This is a genomic window from Bacillus sp. EKM202B (genome assembly GCF_011066025.1).
Lineage (GTDB): Bacteria > Bacillota > Bacilli > Bacillales > Bacillaceae_G > Bacillus_A > Bacillus_A toyonensis.
Genome location: NZ_JAAMNK010000001.1, coordinates 46,426 through 62,166 on the forward strand (window position 1 = coordinate 46,426; position 15,741 = coordinate 62,166).

At 32.5% G+C, this 15,741-nt stretch carries 11 protein-coding genes and 2 pseudogenes; 4 read left to right on the forward strand and 9 right to left on the reverse strand.

All coding sequences use genetic code 11. The annotated features are described in order from the left end of the window. Positions 1-33: 33 nt before the first annotated feature. The 7 genes and pseudogenes from pdxR to G9F74_RS00280 all read right to left on the reverse strand — a co-directional run bounded on the left by pdxR (position 34) and on the right by G9F74_RS00280 (position 6,697). Positions 34-1,467 (reverse strand): MocR-like pyridoxine biosynthesis transcription factor PdxR, encoded by a 1,434-nt coding sequence (gene pdxR / locus G9F74_RS00250; protein ID WP_016108965.1) that lies wholly within the window; start codon positions 1,465-1,467, stop codon positions 34-36. Between the two features lie 68 nt (positions 1,468-1,535). Beyond that, positions 1,536-2,309 (reverse strand): alpha/beta fold hydrolase, encoded by a 774-nt coding sequence (locus tag G9F74_RS00255; RefSeq protein WP_016108966.1) that lies wholly within the window; start codon positions 2,307-2,309, stop codon positions 1,536-1,538. Between the two features lie 23 nt (positions 2,310-2,332). Beyond that, positions 2,333-3,013: a bacillithiol biosynthesis deacetylase BshB2 gene (bshB2, locus tag G9F74_RS00260; protein ID WP_033668601.1), complete on the reverse strand. Its 681-nt coding sequence runs from the start codon at positions 3,011-3,013 to the stop codon at positions 2,333-2,335. Positions 3,014-3,067: 54 nt separating this feature from the next. After that, positions 3,068-3,259, reverse strand: coding sequence for a hypothetical protein (locus G9F74_RS00265; RefSeq protein ID WP_000006467.1), 192 nt, complete (start codon positions 3,257-3,259; stop codon positions 3,068-3,070). A 225-nt stretch (positions 3,260-3,484) separates the two neighbouring features. Further along, positions 3,485-3,598: pseudogene (locus G9F74_RS00270) on the reverse strand (GntR family transcriptional regulator); the annotation flags it as partial. A gap of 34 nt (positions 3,599-3,632) precedes the next feature. After that, positions 3,633-4,619: a phosphatidylinositol-specific phospholipase C gene (locus G9F74_RS00275; protein WP_001060367.1), complete on the reverse strand. Its 987-nt coding sequence runs from the start codon at positions 4,617-4,619 to the stop codon at positions 3,633-3,635. Positions 4,620-4,855: 236 nt separating this feature from the next. Next, positions 4,856-6,697 carry a S8 family peptidase gene (locus tag G9F74_RS00280; RefSeq protein WP_016108968.1) on the reverse strand — a complete coding sequence of 614 codons (1,842 nt, stop codon included), beginning with the start codon at positions 6,695-6,697 and terminating at the stop codon, positions 4,856-4,858. A 295-nt stretch (positions 6,698-6,992) separates the two neighbouring features. Between G9F74_RS00280 and G9F74_RS00285 the strand changes: the two genes are divergently transcribed. The 3 genes from G9F74_RS00285 to G9F74_RS00295 all read left to right on the forward strand — a co-directional run bounded on the left by G9F74_RS00285 (position 6,993) and on the right by G9F74_RS00295 (position 11,822). Further along, complete coding sequence (locus G9F74_RS00285; RefSeq protein WP_033668550.1) at positions 6,993-7,790, forward strand: cell wall hydrolase; 798 nt, start codon at positions 6,993-6,995, stop codon at positions 7,788-7,790. Between the two features lie 303 nt (positions 7,791-8,093). Then, entirely contained in the window at positions 8,094-9,431 is a 1,338-nt protein-coding gene (locus tag G9F74_RS00290; protein ID WP_016108970.1) for an NAD(FAD)-utilizing dehydrogenase, read from the forward strand. Positions 9,432-9,902: 471 nt separating this feature from the next. Continuing rightward, positions 9,903-11,822 carry an LTA synthase family protein gene (locus tag G9F74_RS00295; protein ID WP_016108971.1) on the forward strand — a complete coding sequence of 640 codons (1,920 nt, stop codon included), beginning with the start codon at positions 9,903-9,905 and terminating at the stop codon, positions 11,820-11,822. A gap of 113 nt (positions 11,823-11,935) precedes the next feature. Here G9F74_RS00295 and G9F74_RS00300 read toward each other — a convergent pair whose 3' ends face one another. After that, positions 11,936-14,719, reverse strand: coding sequence for a dynamin family protein (locus tag G9F74_RS00300; protein WP_016108972.1), 2,784 nt, complete (start codon positions 14,717-14,719; stop codon positions 11,936-11,938). Positions 14,720-15,050: 331 nt separating this feature from the next. Further along, positions 15,051-15,188: pseudogene (locus G9F74_RS29935) on the reverse strand (IS6 family transposase); the annotation flags it as partial. Positions 15,189-15,301: 113 nt separating this feature from the next. Between G9F74_RS29935 and G9F74_RS00305 the strand changes: the two are divergent. Continuing rightward, positions 15,302-15,493 carry a hypothetical protein gene (locus G9F74_RS00305; RefSeq protein WP_000461140.1) on the forward strand — a complete coding sequence of 64 codons (192 nt, stop codon included), beginning with the start codon at positions 15,302-15,304 and terminating at the stop codon, positions 15,491-15,493. The last annotated feature ends 248 nt before the right edge of the window (positions 15,494-15,741 follow it).

Genomic DNA, 15,741 nt, shown 5'->3' on the forward strand with positions numbered 1-15,741 from the left:
TTCTTCCCCTCATTCCAATATTACGCATCACTATTATGAAATTTCGTTTAGCGTTTCTACAAACCTCGTAATTCCAAGTTGGATTTGTTCTACATTTACTCTCCCAAAAGTAAAACGAATATATTCACTTTTAGAACCTAAAACACTTCCAGGGACAAATGCTACACCATTCCGTATAGATTCACCTAATAAATGATATTCATCAAACGTTCCTTGTACTTTGCACCATACATGTATTCCACCCTCTGGAACAAAAAATTCAACGCGGTCCCCTAATATTTCTTCAAGCTTTCTAATTAACTCATCTCTTCTTTGTTTCAATTGTCCACGAAGCATTGTAATATGCGTATGAAAATCTTCTGATTCTAAAAATTGATTTGCTACCCACTGTGTAAATACACTATGACCAAAATCAACTTGTTGCTTCGCATCTGCTAAACGTTCTATTACGCGCGTAGGACCAATTACCCAGCCAATACGTAATCCTGACGCAACAATTTTTGATAATGAACTTATATAAAGAACATTCCCATTCTGATCCATTGATTTTAATGTTGGATTCACTTCTCCATTAAAAGAAGTTAAACTATATGGATCATCCTCTACAATCGGTATACCGAATTCAGAAGACAGTTCTAAAATCTTTTTACGCCTCGCTAACGAAAGCACAGTGCCCGTCGGATTTTGATAATCCGGATTCAAAAACACCATACGAATACGATGCTTTTTGTGCAAATCGATTAAGTCATCTGGATTCATTCCATGCTCATCAACAGGTAAATGGAATATATTTAAACCGGCCGATTTAAACATGGGAAGCGAGAAACAATACGAAGGATCTTCAATTGCAATGGCATCGCCCGGTTTTAATAAGCATTGAACGATAAGATTAAGTGCCTGTTGTGCTCCAGATGTAATCAGAATCGAGCTTGATTCTGATTCAATTTGTTTGTATTGCTGAACATGTACTGCAATTGTTTTTCTCAACATCTCATTTCCAAGTGGATGGTCATAACCGAGGTTTTCCATAAATGTTTTCTCCGACAAAATCGTTCGAAATCTATCGCTCGGAATTAATTCTGGTGACAATTCTCCACTCGCTAAATTAATTAAGTCATCTTTTTGTGTTTCCGTTCGAATTTGTTGAACAAGTGGTACGTTAGGTAAGAACGATCCATCCTCAACGTACCTCCCCCAGTTCGGTATTCGTTTATGTGACACACCCCATATGTCTGTATTCACCCGAGTTCCGCTTCCTTTTTGCCGTTCTACTACTCCAAGTGATTTTAACTCTTCATATGCAGCTACTATTGTGCTCCGGTTCACTTGTAATTCCTTTGCTAGCATACGCTCAGAAGGTAACTTGCTATCAGAAGGAAATTCACCTGAAGAAATACCCCTTTCAATATAATCAGCAATTTGTTTATATACGGGTGTCTTATCTGCACGATTTGGTTTCCATTCCATCTAGTTCCCTCCTCTCAAAACGAACTATCCTTTACTCATTAATAACAGTATTTACTGTAACAATCGTATTAATTAAGCGCATGATTTAAAAATGTTTCTACCGTCATATTAAAGCTAGTTGGCTGCTCTAAATAAGGTAAATGTCCACTATTTTCAAACTCAATGAAAGTCGTATTTTTTAAATGTATTTCAAACTCTCTTACATATTTCTCAGGGACAAAATCATCATTTCCCCCTCTTATTATTAAAACAGGACATGAAACATTTGCAAGAAACGGTCTCTGATCATAATCAACTAATTCAGCAAATAATCTTTGAATATGCAATGGGTTAATAGACTGTAAAGATTGATAAAATCCCCGGACAATCCCTTCATTATCTGCTACTCCCATCGCCTTCAATAATGTATCCGCCCATGTTTTTCCGTTATCCTGTAAGCTAAGTAAATCATATACTTCAAGTCGCTCTTTACGATCCTTTAGTTCCAAATAAGGAAATGCATTTACAACAATTAAGCTAGAAACAAAGCTTGGATATTGTATAGCAAAATCAATTCCTACTCTAGCCCCTTTTGAAAGACCACAAATGACTACTTTTTGTAGCTTTAAATAATTGCATAACTCATACAAAACATTTGCGTATTCTTTAAAGTTAATTTCTAGTCCTTCAGATTTCCCATGCCCAGGTAAATCTATTGAAATCACTGTCCAATTCCCCTTGAAATATCGCCTTTGATATAACCAATTATTTGCGTTTCCTCCAAGACCGTGTAAAAACAATATGACGGGACCCGATCCTTCTATATTATAAAAAACCTTTCGAATCTTATATTCAAAATACATATTCATCACCTTCAGCTATAGCATCACTTATTTTTATCTTTGAACGGGTATATCCAAAACGGTTCTCTCTCTAACCACTCGACTGTTTCCGGAACACCATCTTCATACTCTCTTTTCAGTTCCGCTACCTTAGTCGCAAATTGTGATGCATGTGCTTGCAATGCGTCCAACTTTTTGGGAACATATTCTTTTACCCCATTTTTAAAACTTGGTGGCCCTATTTCTGCTTCATGATTATTTGAAAAAACTACAGCATAAAATGTTGGCCTCTTATTTTCCGGAATATTAGCTAACGCCCTGGCTACTGCTTCTCCTGTTGCATTATGATCTGGATGAACTGCATATCCCGGATAAAAAGAAATGACTAACGAAGGATTCAATTCTTCCACACAATTTTGTATTACACTTCTTAATTCTCCAGGAGTTTCAAATTCAAGCGTCTTATCACGATATCCCATCATACGTAAATCTTTAATCCCTAAAATATTAGTTGCGCTCTTTAGTTCTTTCTCTCTTATAGCATATAATGATTCACGTGTTGCAAAAGGAGGGTTTCCCATCGCTCTCCCCATTTCGCCAAGCGTTAAACAAACATACGTAAGAGGAACATTCTGCTGAGCATAAGCTAAAATTGTTCCAGCCACGCAATATGATTCATCATCTGGATGCGGAAAAACAGTTAAAACGTGGCGCTCATTTTTTATCAAAGTGCTACTCCTCCATCATACACAATGTAAATGTGTTCCTTTAAAAAGTTATTAAATCACTACCGCATACCACGTTACCCCAACAAGTAGAACGAAAAGAAGGATAATATAGATAGTCGATAAGTTTTTCACATTTCTCTTTGTAGACTTGCCGTAATTCTCCTCCACATTTCGTGCAACTAGTACGGTCCCAAACAGCGATACAATTACAATAATAACTACTAGTGAAATTGCAAAACTCATTGTATTTTCACCTCTCTAAGGCTAGTCTATTTTAATTAAGAACTTCAATAAAAAACTTCCTCTTTAAAGCATCAATAAAATACTACCTTTCTTCTCCTATCATAATGGATGTTTGTAAAAAACGGACCAACCACTTTTATGTTTTTTTGCTCATCCACTTCAAAATAAAAAGCAACTAATCACTTAGATCAGTCGCTTTTTCAAAAGGTTATTTGTATTCATTTTTCACTTGAAATGAATTCGATTTAAAAGTTTCGTCTTTTCATAATGAAACATTGATTGCGATAGCTCGAAAATTGTTCCATTTACAAGAAAAACTGTATTTTCAATAAGAAGCGACGTATTTCACCGCTTCTTACTATGACCATATTTACTATTTTACAAGTGACTTATTCGCTCTTATAACTTCTTGATAAAGTAATGGTGACCATTTTTCATTTATATAATCTTGTATTATCCAGCCCACTCTCGTAGGATTCTTTTGCTTCATATAATTTGCAATTTCAGGATTTATGTAGGACGCATAATAATATGGACTATTCCATGCTGTACCACCAGAAGACAAGCTTATAAAATTAATATATAGATGATTAACATCTTCACTATTGTTAATCGTTTCATTTAATGTATCTTTAATAGCGTTTACTTTCTCATCATAACTCACTTTATATTTATCTTGTACTGTGACATTTACATTTTGATTTATAGTTGAGGTAAACGTCTCATTGTCTGGCCAATAGAAATTATTATATCCCCCAGATTCATTACTACCACTATATCGTTTTAGTAATATAATTTTCCCACGAGCATCTCCAAGCTTTATATTCCCTTCTGTTTTTAAAAAGATTGGATCACGAAAATAATTTTTCTCAAACGTACTACTAAATGAGCTTTCCGCCCCTTTCATATCCTCATACTCTTTTTTTAAAGACATAATAATCGTTTCACTTGGATTATCTTTTAAAAATTGTTTCGCTTCGTTTATAAATTCGTGCAGTGTTACATAAAGATATAATGGCCCATGATGAAGAACTATCGTATTATCATCTGTTAAACGCCCTCTTATATCAAAAATTCTAGCTCCATGATCCATTTGATAACGAAAATCATATTCTTGCGTCATTCCCCACACTTGCTTTATCGGATTTTGCAACTTGAACGTTCCACTATCATGTGTTCCTGGAATTGAAATTCGTGCTAACGGTATGTCATCATTTATAGGTTTCATCCATCTAGACCAATTTTCAAGCTCATTAATAGAGCTAGCTGCAACGGTTTTCTTATCATTGAAAGCAAATACAAAGGCGCTAAGTACCATACTACATATGAATAACTTCAAAATAAACTTCTTATTGTTCATTATTATTCCTCCCTTTTCTGTTTTACATCAAACTTATTGAATATAATATAATCTGGTGAGTAAAAAATAAATGACATTTCATAAATATGAAATATTGCATAGAAGTAACGTTTAACTAATCGGACGAATACGAGGTGGAATTCTTACTGCCGACAAATTGCGAGATAAAGTAAAAAAACATTCACGTATCCTGAATTAAAATAATCGAAAGGAACTTCATCTGAAGTTCCTTTCGATTATTTTATATTTAATACATATGAACCATCTTTATTCTCATACTTATAGACATATAAATAATATTTACCTGGCTTTGCATTATAGGTTCCTTTAACTACATTTCCTTCATTTTCACCATATGCTACATAGTTATTTACATCCGATTCATGATGAAGTACCCATGTCATTCCAATATTTTTTTCATTTAGTAGAGAGATATTAATAGTTTCTGGCGAGTCAATTTGGAAAGTAAATACATCTACGTTATCACGATTATGTAGTGTCCCTTTCATTGGTGTATGAAAGTTAATTTTATTTGCCTGTTTAGGTTCATTATTTGGTTCATTTTCTGTTACTTGTAACTCATTCCCACCGTTTAGTTCTCTTCGTTCATACCCTAAATTTACTAGGATAGACTTCAAATCCGGTAAAACACCAATTTTATCTGAATATGGATCTTTAGACTTCGTTCCAGTGTTATGGTTACTTAATATCGTTCTCAATTCACTTGGTCTATATGGTTGTCCTACATTTTCTTTAGCAATACTTTGTACTAAAGTCGCTGCTCCAGCAATAATAGGCGAAGCACTAGACGTGCCACTAAAGCTGGATGTATAAAGATTTACAGCACTTCTACTTTGCTCAGCTGTAGTTGTATCTACGTTTTCTCCCCAGCCATACAAATCAATACGGCTTCCATAATTCGAAAACCACATACGTTCATGAGGGAAAGATGAAGAACCCGCTCCTACCATAATTGCACCCGAATCTTTAAAATCTTTACTATTACGATTTAAAACTTGTTTACCATTTCTATCTTTAAATTGATCTAAATCATTCCAACCATTTGCTCCAGCCTCTATAATTACAACACCCTTATCTGTACCCGCACGAATTGCATCAAAGATATCTGGTTGTACTTCAACAGGTAAATATTTATCACCATATCCATCAAAAGAAGCTTGTGCCTCTAATAATAAAACATCCCCAGCTTCTAAATGATTTACAGCACTTAATATTGCATCAGCTGTATTATACTGTCCGTTATCTCTTATTTGAGAAATCACTTTTGCTTTCGCTTTTGGTGCAATCCCAATATTCCCTACTTCATTATCTTCAGATGATACAATTCCTAGTACAGACGTCCCATGACCGACATGTTGATCTATATTTCTTCCAGACATCAATTCAATATTTCGATGTACTAAATCCTCATGATTTAATAACCAACCATATTCCATATCAACAAAGGTTACATCATTTCCATTACCGCCTTGAACGCCCCAGGCGAAGGGTGCATTAATACCGTATGGTGCTGCTTCAAGATAACCTTGTTTATTAAATCTAGGATTATTATTAGGAGTAAGAGATACACTTAATTGTTTCACTTCAGGCGGTATTATTTTTTCTTGTTTCTTCATATACACATCTTCTATTAAAGAAGATGCTTTTAACTTATCTACTAGTGTTTCTTCACGCCCATCATTTTTGGTTTGAAGAATATAGTAGTTTAATAAGCTTGTAGATACATTATTAGGTGCTTTCACTTCAAGATTTTGTATTTCTTCCGGACTTACAGATGTGAATAGACGAGTAAATGTTACATCTGGATATTCTGCCAAAAAATCTTCTAATACTTTATCGTTCGTTTCAGATTGTATCTGCTTTTCAATACCATCTTCATATGGTAATTTCAAATCTGCACTGAATTTTACAATGATTTGTTTATCTGTTTCTTGTTCTATCCCTAATTTACTCTGCTGTTCTATAGAATCAGCAGTTACAATATTAACATTGTCCCCTATTCCTAAAAATGTTGAGACGATCACAGCTGAAACACCTATTCTTTGAAACATTTTCATTACATAAATCCTCCTAACTCATAACAATCAATAATCAATATATTAATCTATAATGATTTTATTTCTATAACATATTACCTTTCTACTAAATAGATTATAGTAAGCAGCAATATGAACTTCAATGTATTTTCATATGCAATATTTCATATTTGAATCCTATATGGATGTAAATAAAAAACTTATAATGATTATTTATTTTATATGTGCTAATATACTTACATTAAAATATTTATATTTTTATATTCTGAATTACATTACGCAACAGTTATACCTTACTTTTTTAGGAGGATTTACAATGAAATTATTAAAACTAAAACATATAATTCCTTTATCTGCAGTAGCACTTACATTCGTATGTAATCAAAGTACAGCTGAAGCTTCCACCATTCATACAGTAAAAAAGAATGATACACTTTGGGGCATTAGTAAACTATATGGAGTTTCCATACAAGCCATTAAACAAGCGAATAATAAAGGAAACGATCAAGCTTTTATTGGAGAACAGTTACATATTCCAGGATCTATGAAATCAAATGCGATTACAGTTCATCAAAACGAAAAAACTACGAACACTTCTGGACAAATTATTTACCAAGTACAACCGGGAGATTCATTAGAAACGATAGCAAAGCGCTACAACGTAACCGTTCAATCTATAAAACAAATTAACAACACAATCGGTAACAAGCTTTATACAGGGCAACATTTGAAAATTAATTCCAGTATTTCCGAAATAGAAAAAGACTTAATGGCACGCTTAGTTACCGCTGAAGCTGGTGGCGAATCATATAAAGGAAAAGTAGCTGTAGCAAAAGTTATCCTAAATCGAGTAAATGCAAAAGGGTTTCCAAATACAATAACAGGCGTTATTTATGAACCTATTAAATACGGATATGCATTTACTCCTGTTACAGATGGAAGAATTAATCAGCCTGCAAGCACTGAAGCAAAAATGGCTGTAGAAGAGGCTATCTCCACAAAGGGAATACATTCTGATTGGCTTTATTTCTACAACCCAAAAACATCAACAGACAAATGGATTACGACACGTCAAACAGTAGCAGTAATCGGTAACCATACCTTCGCTAAATAAAACTATACTTCCCTTCTAATTTATGCACTTAACAACTTTTTCAAATGATGAACAGACCTTTTTACTGAAAAGGTCTGTTCTTTTTATATGTAGACTTTTATGAATCATACGAAAAAGTGATTATTTAAAACGATATCTCCGTTCAAATAAAAACATTTATACTTCATCCACCACTTAGAGAAATTGAAAAAGTATAAAGTTCAAAAACTTTTTCTTTATTCATAAAAGCTATTTCTTAACTTCATAAAAGTGTTATACACTAGGAAAATAGTAAACAAACTATTCGTTAGCAGGTGAAAGAATATGTATGATGTTACAATTATCGGCGCTGGAGTAAGTAGCATTTTTATGGCTTATTCATTAGCCAAAAGTAACAAAAACATTTTAATTCTTGATAAAGGTAAACCGCTAGAACATCGAAATTGTCCTTTAGATCAAGGAAAAACGTGTGACTGTAACATATGTGATAAATATTTCGGTTTTAGTGGCTTAGGAAAGTCTGAAGGAAAATTTAATTATACAAATGGATTTGGAGGAGAACTCGAACAAAGAGTAGGTAAAGAAGGTTTTATGCAACTCATGGCTGAAGTAGATGAAATTCTATGTCAGTTTGGTGGAAATTCAGTTTCAAAATATTCTACAGAAAATGTAAATCTCACTAAGAAAGCTGCAACTTGTGATTTACAAATGTTAACAACAGAAGTAAGACATCTTGGTACTACACTTTCCAGTACCATTTTTCAGCAACTCTATGAATTTTTACTTCCGAAAATAAATATCCAATTTCATATAGATGTAGAGCATATTATGAAACAGAAAGATCATTTTAATATAACTACAAATCAAGGAACAGTTCAATCTAAGCAACTCGTATTTGCAACGGGGCGCTCTGGAGCAGATTGGTTAAAAGAAATGTGCACTTCTCTAAATATTTCTCAGGAACAAACACGTGTAGACTTAGGGATTAGAGTAGAAATGAAAGAACATCAATTACGTTCTATATTAAAAGATACCTTTGAAACGAAACTTTCTTATCAAGGTGAAAATTTCACAGCAACTACTTACTGTATGAATCCAAAAGGACGCATTATTCGAAAGTACGAAGAAGGTTTAGTTATGCCTGACGGTCAAAATTTTCGAGAGCAAGGAACTGGCACTCCTAACTTAAATTTCACTTTGTTTATCCCGCGCTATTTCCCAACTCTTAAAGAAGCCAATATATATGCAAACTCAATTATTAAAGGCATTAACCAAGGACGAGATCGGATTGTTATACAGCGCTTAGAGGACTTATTAAAGAAACAACCTACAATGGAAAAAGATATGAAACATAATCGTATACACCCTACACTACACGGAGATTATGGAGATTTGCATAAAGAAATTCCTCCATTATATATTGACGGACTCAAAGAATTTTTATTACGCTTAGAACATTTTATCCAAGAACCTATCGATAAAGATACTTTATTATATGGAATAGATGGAAAGTTCTATGCCCCTACGATAAAAATCAATAACCATTTTGAAACAAGTATGAATGGGCTATTTTTAGTTGGAGATTGTTCAGGTGTTACTCATTCATTATCTCAAGCAGCTGCAAGTGGTCTATATGTTGGAAAATATTTATCTGATATGTGAACTCTTTCATTACACTACTAGTCAAACGTTTTACGTTTCACCACCACTTTACTTAATGAAATGATTATCCTACAAAGAAGCATGATTTTACGGGATATATGAAAAACTACATTCTATGTAGAATGTAGTTTTCTACTCATTCATATAACCGTTTACTTTAAACTCACCTTTTATTCAAATTCCAACTCATTGAATGTCAATAGTTTAAAAAGCGTCTATTCCTTTTCACTTTCATTTGTTCGATATTTTGTAACATCATCATAGTGTTTAATATGTTAGGATGTCTATAAGTCACTTTCACTACAAATATGACTTTTTCTGCTTCGCATTTAAATTCCCCATTGTATGTATAGGAACACTGCAAATTATTACCATTAGAAAACATCATTTAAATGGTTCACCCTACTATAATAGTTATAAAAATATAACATATAACCTTAGTTAAATAAATTTTATAAAGAAGGTGTAAAAATGAAGAATAAAATAAATTTACAAATGCAAAATATAAGCTTTGTTATCATAATTGCTTTAGCAGTATGGTTAAAAACATATCTTATTACGCGATTCAGTTTTGATTTAAAAATTGAGTCTTCTACACAAGAGCTTATTTTGTTTATTAGTCCTCTCGCTGCATCGTTAGCATTTGTTGGATTAGCATTATTTGCAACTGGTGAAAAGCGCAATTATATAGCGCTATGTATTAATTTCTTATTAACGATCGTACTTGTCGGAAATGTAATGTTCTATGATTTTTATAGTGATTTCGTTACGTTACCAGTACTCGGACAAACATCAAACTTTGGCCAATTAGGCGGTAGTATTATAGAAATATTGAACTACAAAATTATACTCGCATTCGTAGACATTATTTTCTTCTTTATTTTATTAAAAAAGAAGACATTGGTCTTTAAAACAGAACGTGTAGCACATTCTACACGCTTACTATATTTCGTCTTAACAATTGCTGTATTTTCTGCAAATCTGCATCTTGCAGAAAAAGAACGCCCTGAATTATTAACGAGATCCTTCGACCGAGTAATGCTTGTCAAAAATTTAGGACTATACACTCACCAAATATATGATTTAACGCTGCAAGCAAAAGCAGGATCACAAAAGGCACTCGCTGATAGTAGTAAATTACAAGAAACTGAAAACTACGTAAAAGCAACCCAAAGTGAACCAAATCCTAATATGTTTGGCGCAGCGAAAGGAAAAAATGTAATTGTCGTTACTCTTGAATCCTTGCAAACCTTTTTAATAGGAGCATCCGTCAATGGTCAAGAAGTTACACCTTTCTTGAATGAATTCATAAATGAAAGCTATTACTTTGATAACTTTTTCCACCAAACTGGACAAGGAAAAACATCCGATTCTGAATTTCTAATAGATACATCGTTGTATCCATTAAACCGTGGAGCTGTATTCTTCACACACGGAAACAATGATTATACTGCAACTCCAGAAATTTTACGTGAACAAGGTTATTTCACTTCTGTATTCCATGCGAATAACGCAACATTTTGGAATCGTAACATTATGTACTCAGCTCTTGGTTATGATCGTTACTATAATGAACTTGATTACAAAATCACGCCCGAAACAAATTTAAATTGGGGATTAAAAGATATAGAATACTTTGATCAATCAGTAGATATGTTAAAAACGATTGATCAACCATTTTACGCTCGTTTCCTTACTTTAACAAACCATTATCCATTTACGTATGATGAAGACACAAAATTCATTGAACCATATAACTCTGGTAATGGCGTATTTGATCGTTACATCGTAACATCACGTTACTTAGACGAATCCATTAAAAACTTTATTGAGCGTTTAAAGGCCGAGGGGCTTTATGATGATTCTATTATTGTATTATACGGTGATCATTATGGCATTTCTGAAAAACATAACCGTGCAATGGCGCAGTTTTTAGAAAAAGATCAAATAACAGAATTTGATACTTTACATTTACAACGTACACCTTTATATATTCATATCCCTGGACAAACAAAAGGTCAAACGATTTCAAAGCCTACGGGACAAATTGATGTGAAACCTACTATTCTAAATTTATTAGGGATTGATACTACGAACGATATCCGTTTTGGTCACGATATGTTTTCAGATGAATATACAGGATTTGTTGTTTTACGTGATGGTAGCTTCGTTACAGACAAATATGCATACAAAAACAACACTTTTTATGACCGCATAACAGGTGAAATTGTAGATTTACCAAAAAAAGAAGCTCAAGCACTCATTAACCGTGCACAAAATGAATTACGTATGTCTGACAAAATTATTGAAGGCGATTTATTACGTTTCTCAGAAAGTAATAAAATTAAAACTGGCGAAGTAAAAACTAAAATTAAAGAAACTGAAAAATAATCTATATATGCGAAAGGAGCAACTCATTACGGTTGCTCCCTTTTTCCCCTCTTATAACAACGGATATAAACAAAAAAACAACTCCAAAATCCACTTTTGGAGTTGTTTTACGTTTATTCTATGCTTGTTTCTAAATTTAAATCTGTATAGGCATTATACTCACCTATATTTAAGATTACTTCACATTGACGTAATCTCAATTCAAAGAGCGTTATAGAATCATGATACACTTCAGGATTTGATTTCATTTTATGTAATATCTCTTGTTTTTCTTGTATTTCTAACTGCGTATTTTCTACAGCTTGTTTCAAGGAGTTAAATGGATTTCTAAAGAACATATTAATATCCCGCTCTTGTGTATTTTCAAACAGCTCAAATTGCAAGAAAAATTTCTTCACAATAGAAGCCGTTACTTCTGTATAATCTTCATTTTCTATATACTGTTTATATTTGTTATATAGCATAGATCTATTCTTTGGAAGAACCCCAAATAATTTACCGGCACTTTTCAGTAAAAATTGCGCTGGCGTAAATCGGCGTAAAATATTTACTTCTTCCATTTGTATTCTAGTCGTCATTCTATCAGTATCTCTGCGCCAGTCATCAAGCACTTTAAAGTCACATTCTAATTGTATTCGATTTTCTCCAAATAAAGAATTAAGTCCTTCACTGAGTTCTTCTAAGTGCGATTGACTTTGAAGTAACTCATTATTAGAAGTTTCAATCCAATTTTGCATAGAACGAGCAAAGTTAGGTAATACAGTTTGTTCTAAATATTTGTGTACTCTTTCGTTCATTGCTGTATTTAGTTCCATTTCAATGTTTCCAAAATCGCTTTCTTCACTGATTAAATCAGAACAACTCTGCAGTAGCTTCGGAATATGTTCAGTAAGACCATTCGTAATTTCTGTTTTCATTGTACGATACGATTGTGTAATGATATGAATTTTTTCCCTCTCAAAAGCAGTAAGATTATTAATACTACCATTTAATTTAACTAACATATCTTCATTCCAATTCATAGCATCCACTAGATTGTTTTCCTTCTCAACGCGTTTATCTAAAAGGTATGTAATTGTTTTTCGAATGAAAAACAATAGCTTTTCAGTACGATCTGCATCGATATTTTTATAGTTAAAGTTAAAACGAATAAACTCAGTTAAATCATTTAGTTGTTGATTACTTGTATATAACGAAGAGTAAGGGAAAAGTCTCGCTTGCGGGAAATACGCGTTTATTCTCGCTTGCGTATCATGTAAAACTCTTTTTACTTCTGCTTCACTGTAAATGTTATCGATTTTATTTAATAAGAAATGAATTTGTAGATTTGGTGTATGTTCTTGAATACTTAATAGAATGTCACGTTCTTTGTCAGTAAAAGGTGAATCCGCATTCAATACGAACAATAATTCGTCTACAGAATTCAGGTATTCAAATATCTCATCTCTAGTATCGTTATTTCTATTAAAGCCAGGTGTAACTACAAATGTAAGTTTATTTTCACTTAAAAATTTGCATGGTAGTTTAAATTCAACACACGCTCTATCTCTATACGTTTGGTGGTGTAAAGACATCATATCATGGTAATCAGAGAAATTCTCAGTTGTTGTAATTGCTGAGTCTGTTATAGCGTTAATTTCTGTATGAGCATCATTTTTTAAAACCACTACATTTGAAATTGAGTTTTCTAATATATTTTCTCCTACTATAGAGTTAATAAATGCAGTTTTTCCATTTCCTGAAGTGCCCGTTACTAAAATACGATTTGTTCTTAAATCTGCAAGTTCGCTAACTAACCATCTAAATCGGTGACCCATTTCTATATCATGCTTTTGTGCCCACTGTGTAATAGATTCAAAAAGATGTAAACTATACTCTAAGCCATCCACATGATTAATAGAATACAACAGTAGGTTTTCTGCATTTTTTATATTTGCTGCATCTATTTTGGAAGGGAAAATCTCATCCCATGCCAATACAGCTGCTGATGGAAATACAGCATAAGAAGAATTGACTACCTTTAACCAATTTGTTAACAGATTTGGAATGATATCATGTAATTGTCTAAGCGTATATTGGCCTTGAATTAATTCAAAATACGTTTCTTCGTAAAGAGAAGAAATTTTGTCCCATATATCGGACGAATGTATTTCGATATGTAAGAAAAACTCATTTATTGTGTTAAGCCATAATAAGTAATTTTGTTCATTTTTATAACTGTTCCAAAGTGATGATACAATTTGTGTAAATTGCACTTGATCTACATGATTTAATGTAACTAATACTTCATGAAAATAGTCTGGTGAAATATTTTTAGTAAATCCTTTATCGATATACCCTTTTAGCACCTCAAACCAAGGATAAGATTCTGTTCGAACCAGCTCATTCACAGCAAGCTCTACTGCACTATCAAAATCTTGCTGTTCTTCATAAAAAGAACGGGCAATTTTGGTGACATTCGGATAATCGGGATTTAAAGAAACCGCCTCTTTAATTACAGCGAAAGCTGAGTCAAAATTATTTTGCTCGATGTAAAGAGAAAGTAATTGCAGTCCAATTTCAGTCATCAATATTTTGTTATCAGTAGTAATGGAAGTATAAACCTCTTCAGCAACTGATAGTCGGTTTAGTTCAAAGTAAGCATCCGCAATGTTTTTTTGTGCCCATGGTGCTAGTTCGTTGCCAACTTTCTCCCATTTGAAAATAGCTGATTCAAAATCTTGATGGTGATAATAAAATTCACCTTGTGCAAAACGAATATAAGACCCATCGGAAATTTCATGTTTTTCTTCGTTTACATAAACTTCCCCAAGTACGTCAAGAGGTGGTTTTGTTTCATTCTCCATTAGGAATGTTTCATAATACATCTTTTTTATTAATTGTTTTTCTATTCTCATCTTTTCCCCCACTATATCTTGAAAACACACTTTTAAGATATGTCAATACTTTTTTTATGTATGCTTTTTATCTTAACAAAGAATTTCTTTTGGAAAATTTCATTTTCCTTTCATTTTTCAAGTAAGATTGAATTTTTATGAGAAAAGTTTCAGTTCTTTTTCAATTCCCTTTCAGTTGTGAAACAACATTAAGTGTTCCTAATAACCTAATAACACTATAATATTCCGCATTATATTATCAGGAAAACTATATATATATTACATTATAAAAACAATCTATAACGAATATATATGCATTGTTTGTTTCACCGATAAATAAAAAAACTCACCACATAATGGTTATTAGATAGACCAATATGCTACGTCCTTTCAGAATTTCAAACACACCACGATAACTTAAACAACAATAATAGTGAACGGCTATCATTACAATACCTCTCTCAAATTGTTTTCCTTTAAAATATTTCAGTAGTTATGTAATTAAATTGTTCTAACCTATATAAATAACTAGTCCAAAAAAACTCTATATGCATATCATGTTATAGTAAAGAATTCAGGAAATCCTAAAAAGGAGGCATTTTCATGTTTGAAGATAAATCTAAAATAAATTACCCATATGAATTTACTGAAACTACAACAGTCCCTCTAAAGAACCCCATTGATAAAAAATTCAAGAACGGCACAGGTACACATAACTTCCCAATTAAAAAGCATTATAAAGAGCAGGTTTTATATACTGAAAAAATTAATAATAATAATAATAAAAACAAATAATCCTATAGATCCTTATAACAATTAACCAAATAAGAATCAATATTTGGCCATGCATAGTTATATGTTTAATAATGTAGAAATCTTTATTATACAATTTACGTACCTTTAAAAAGTGCTGATATACGGCGCTTTTTTATACATAGATAAATTAAAGCTTACTTAGTCTAGAAATAAACTGTAAAATCAATCCACCTTATTTTCGTTTAACAATTAACTCTACATATTAAAAGGGAGCAACATTTACTGTT

Bases quoted from the DNA above. Each gene is read 5' to 3' on its own strand.
- pdxR (WP_016108965.1), bottom strand. From the start codon at position 1,467: ATGGAATGGAAACCAAATCGTGCAGATAAGACACCCGTATATAAACAA.
- G9F74_RS00255 (WP_016108966.1), bottom strand. From the start codon at position 2,309: ATGTATTTTGAATATAAGATTCGAAAGGTTTTTTATAATATAGAAGGA.
- G9F74_RS00265 (WP_000006467.1), bottom strand. From the start codon at position 3,259: ATGAGTTTTGCAATTTCACTAGTAGTTATTATTGTAATTGTATCGCTG.
- G9F74_RS00275 (WP_001060367.1), bottom strand. From the start codon at position 4,619: ATGAACAATAAGAAGTTTATTTTGAAGTTATTCATATGTAGTATGGTA.
- G9F74_RS00280 (WP_016108968.1), bottom strand. From the start codon at position 6,697: ATGAAAATGTTTCAAAGAATAGGTGTTTCAGCTGTGATCGTCTCAACA.
- G9F74_RS00285 (WP_033668550.1), top strand. From the start codon at position 6,993: ATGAAATTATTAAAACTAAAACATATAATTCCTTTATCTGCAGTAGCA.
- G9F74_RS00290 (WP_016108970.1), top strand. From the start codon at position 8,094: ATGTATGATGTTACAATTATCGGCGCTGGAGTAAGTAGCATTTTTATG.
- G9F74_RS00295 (WP_016108971.1), top strand. From the start codon at position 9,903: ATGAAGAATAAAATAAATTTACAAATGCAAAATATAAGCTTTGTTATC.
- G9F74_RS00300 (WP_016108972.1), bottom strand. From the start codon at position 14,719: ATGAGAATAGAAAAACAATTAATAAAAAAGATGTATTATGAAACATTC.
- G9F74_RS00305 (WP_000461140.1), top strand. From the start codon at position 15,302: ATGTTTGAAGATAAATCTAAAATAAATTACCCATATGAATTTACTGAA.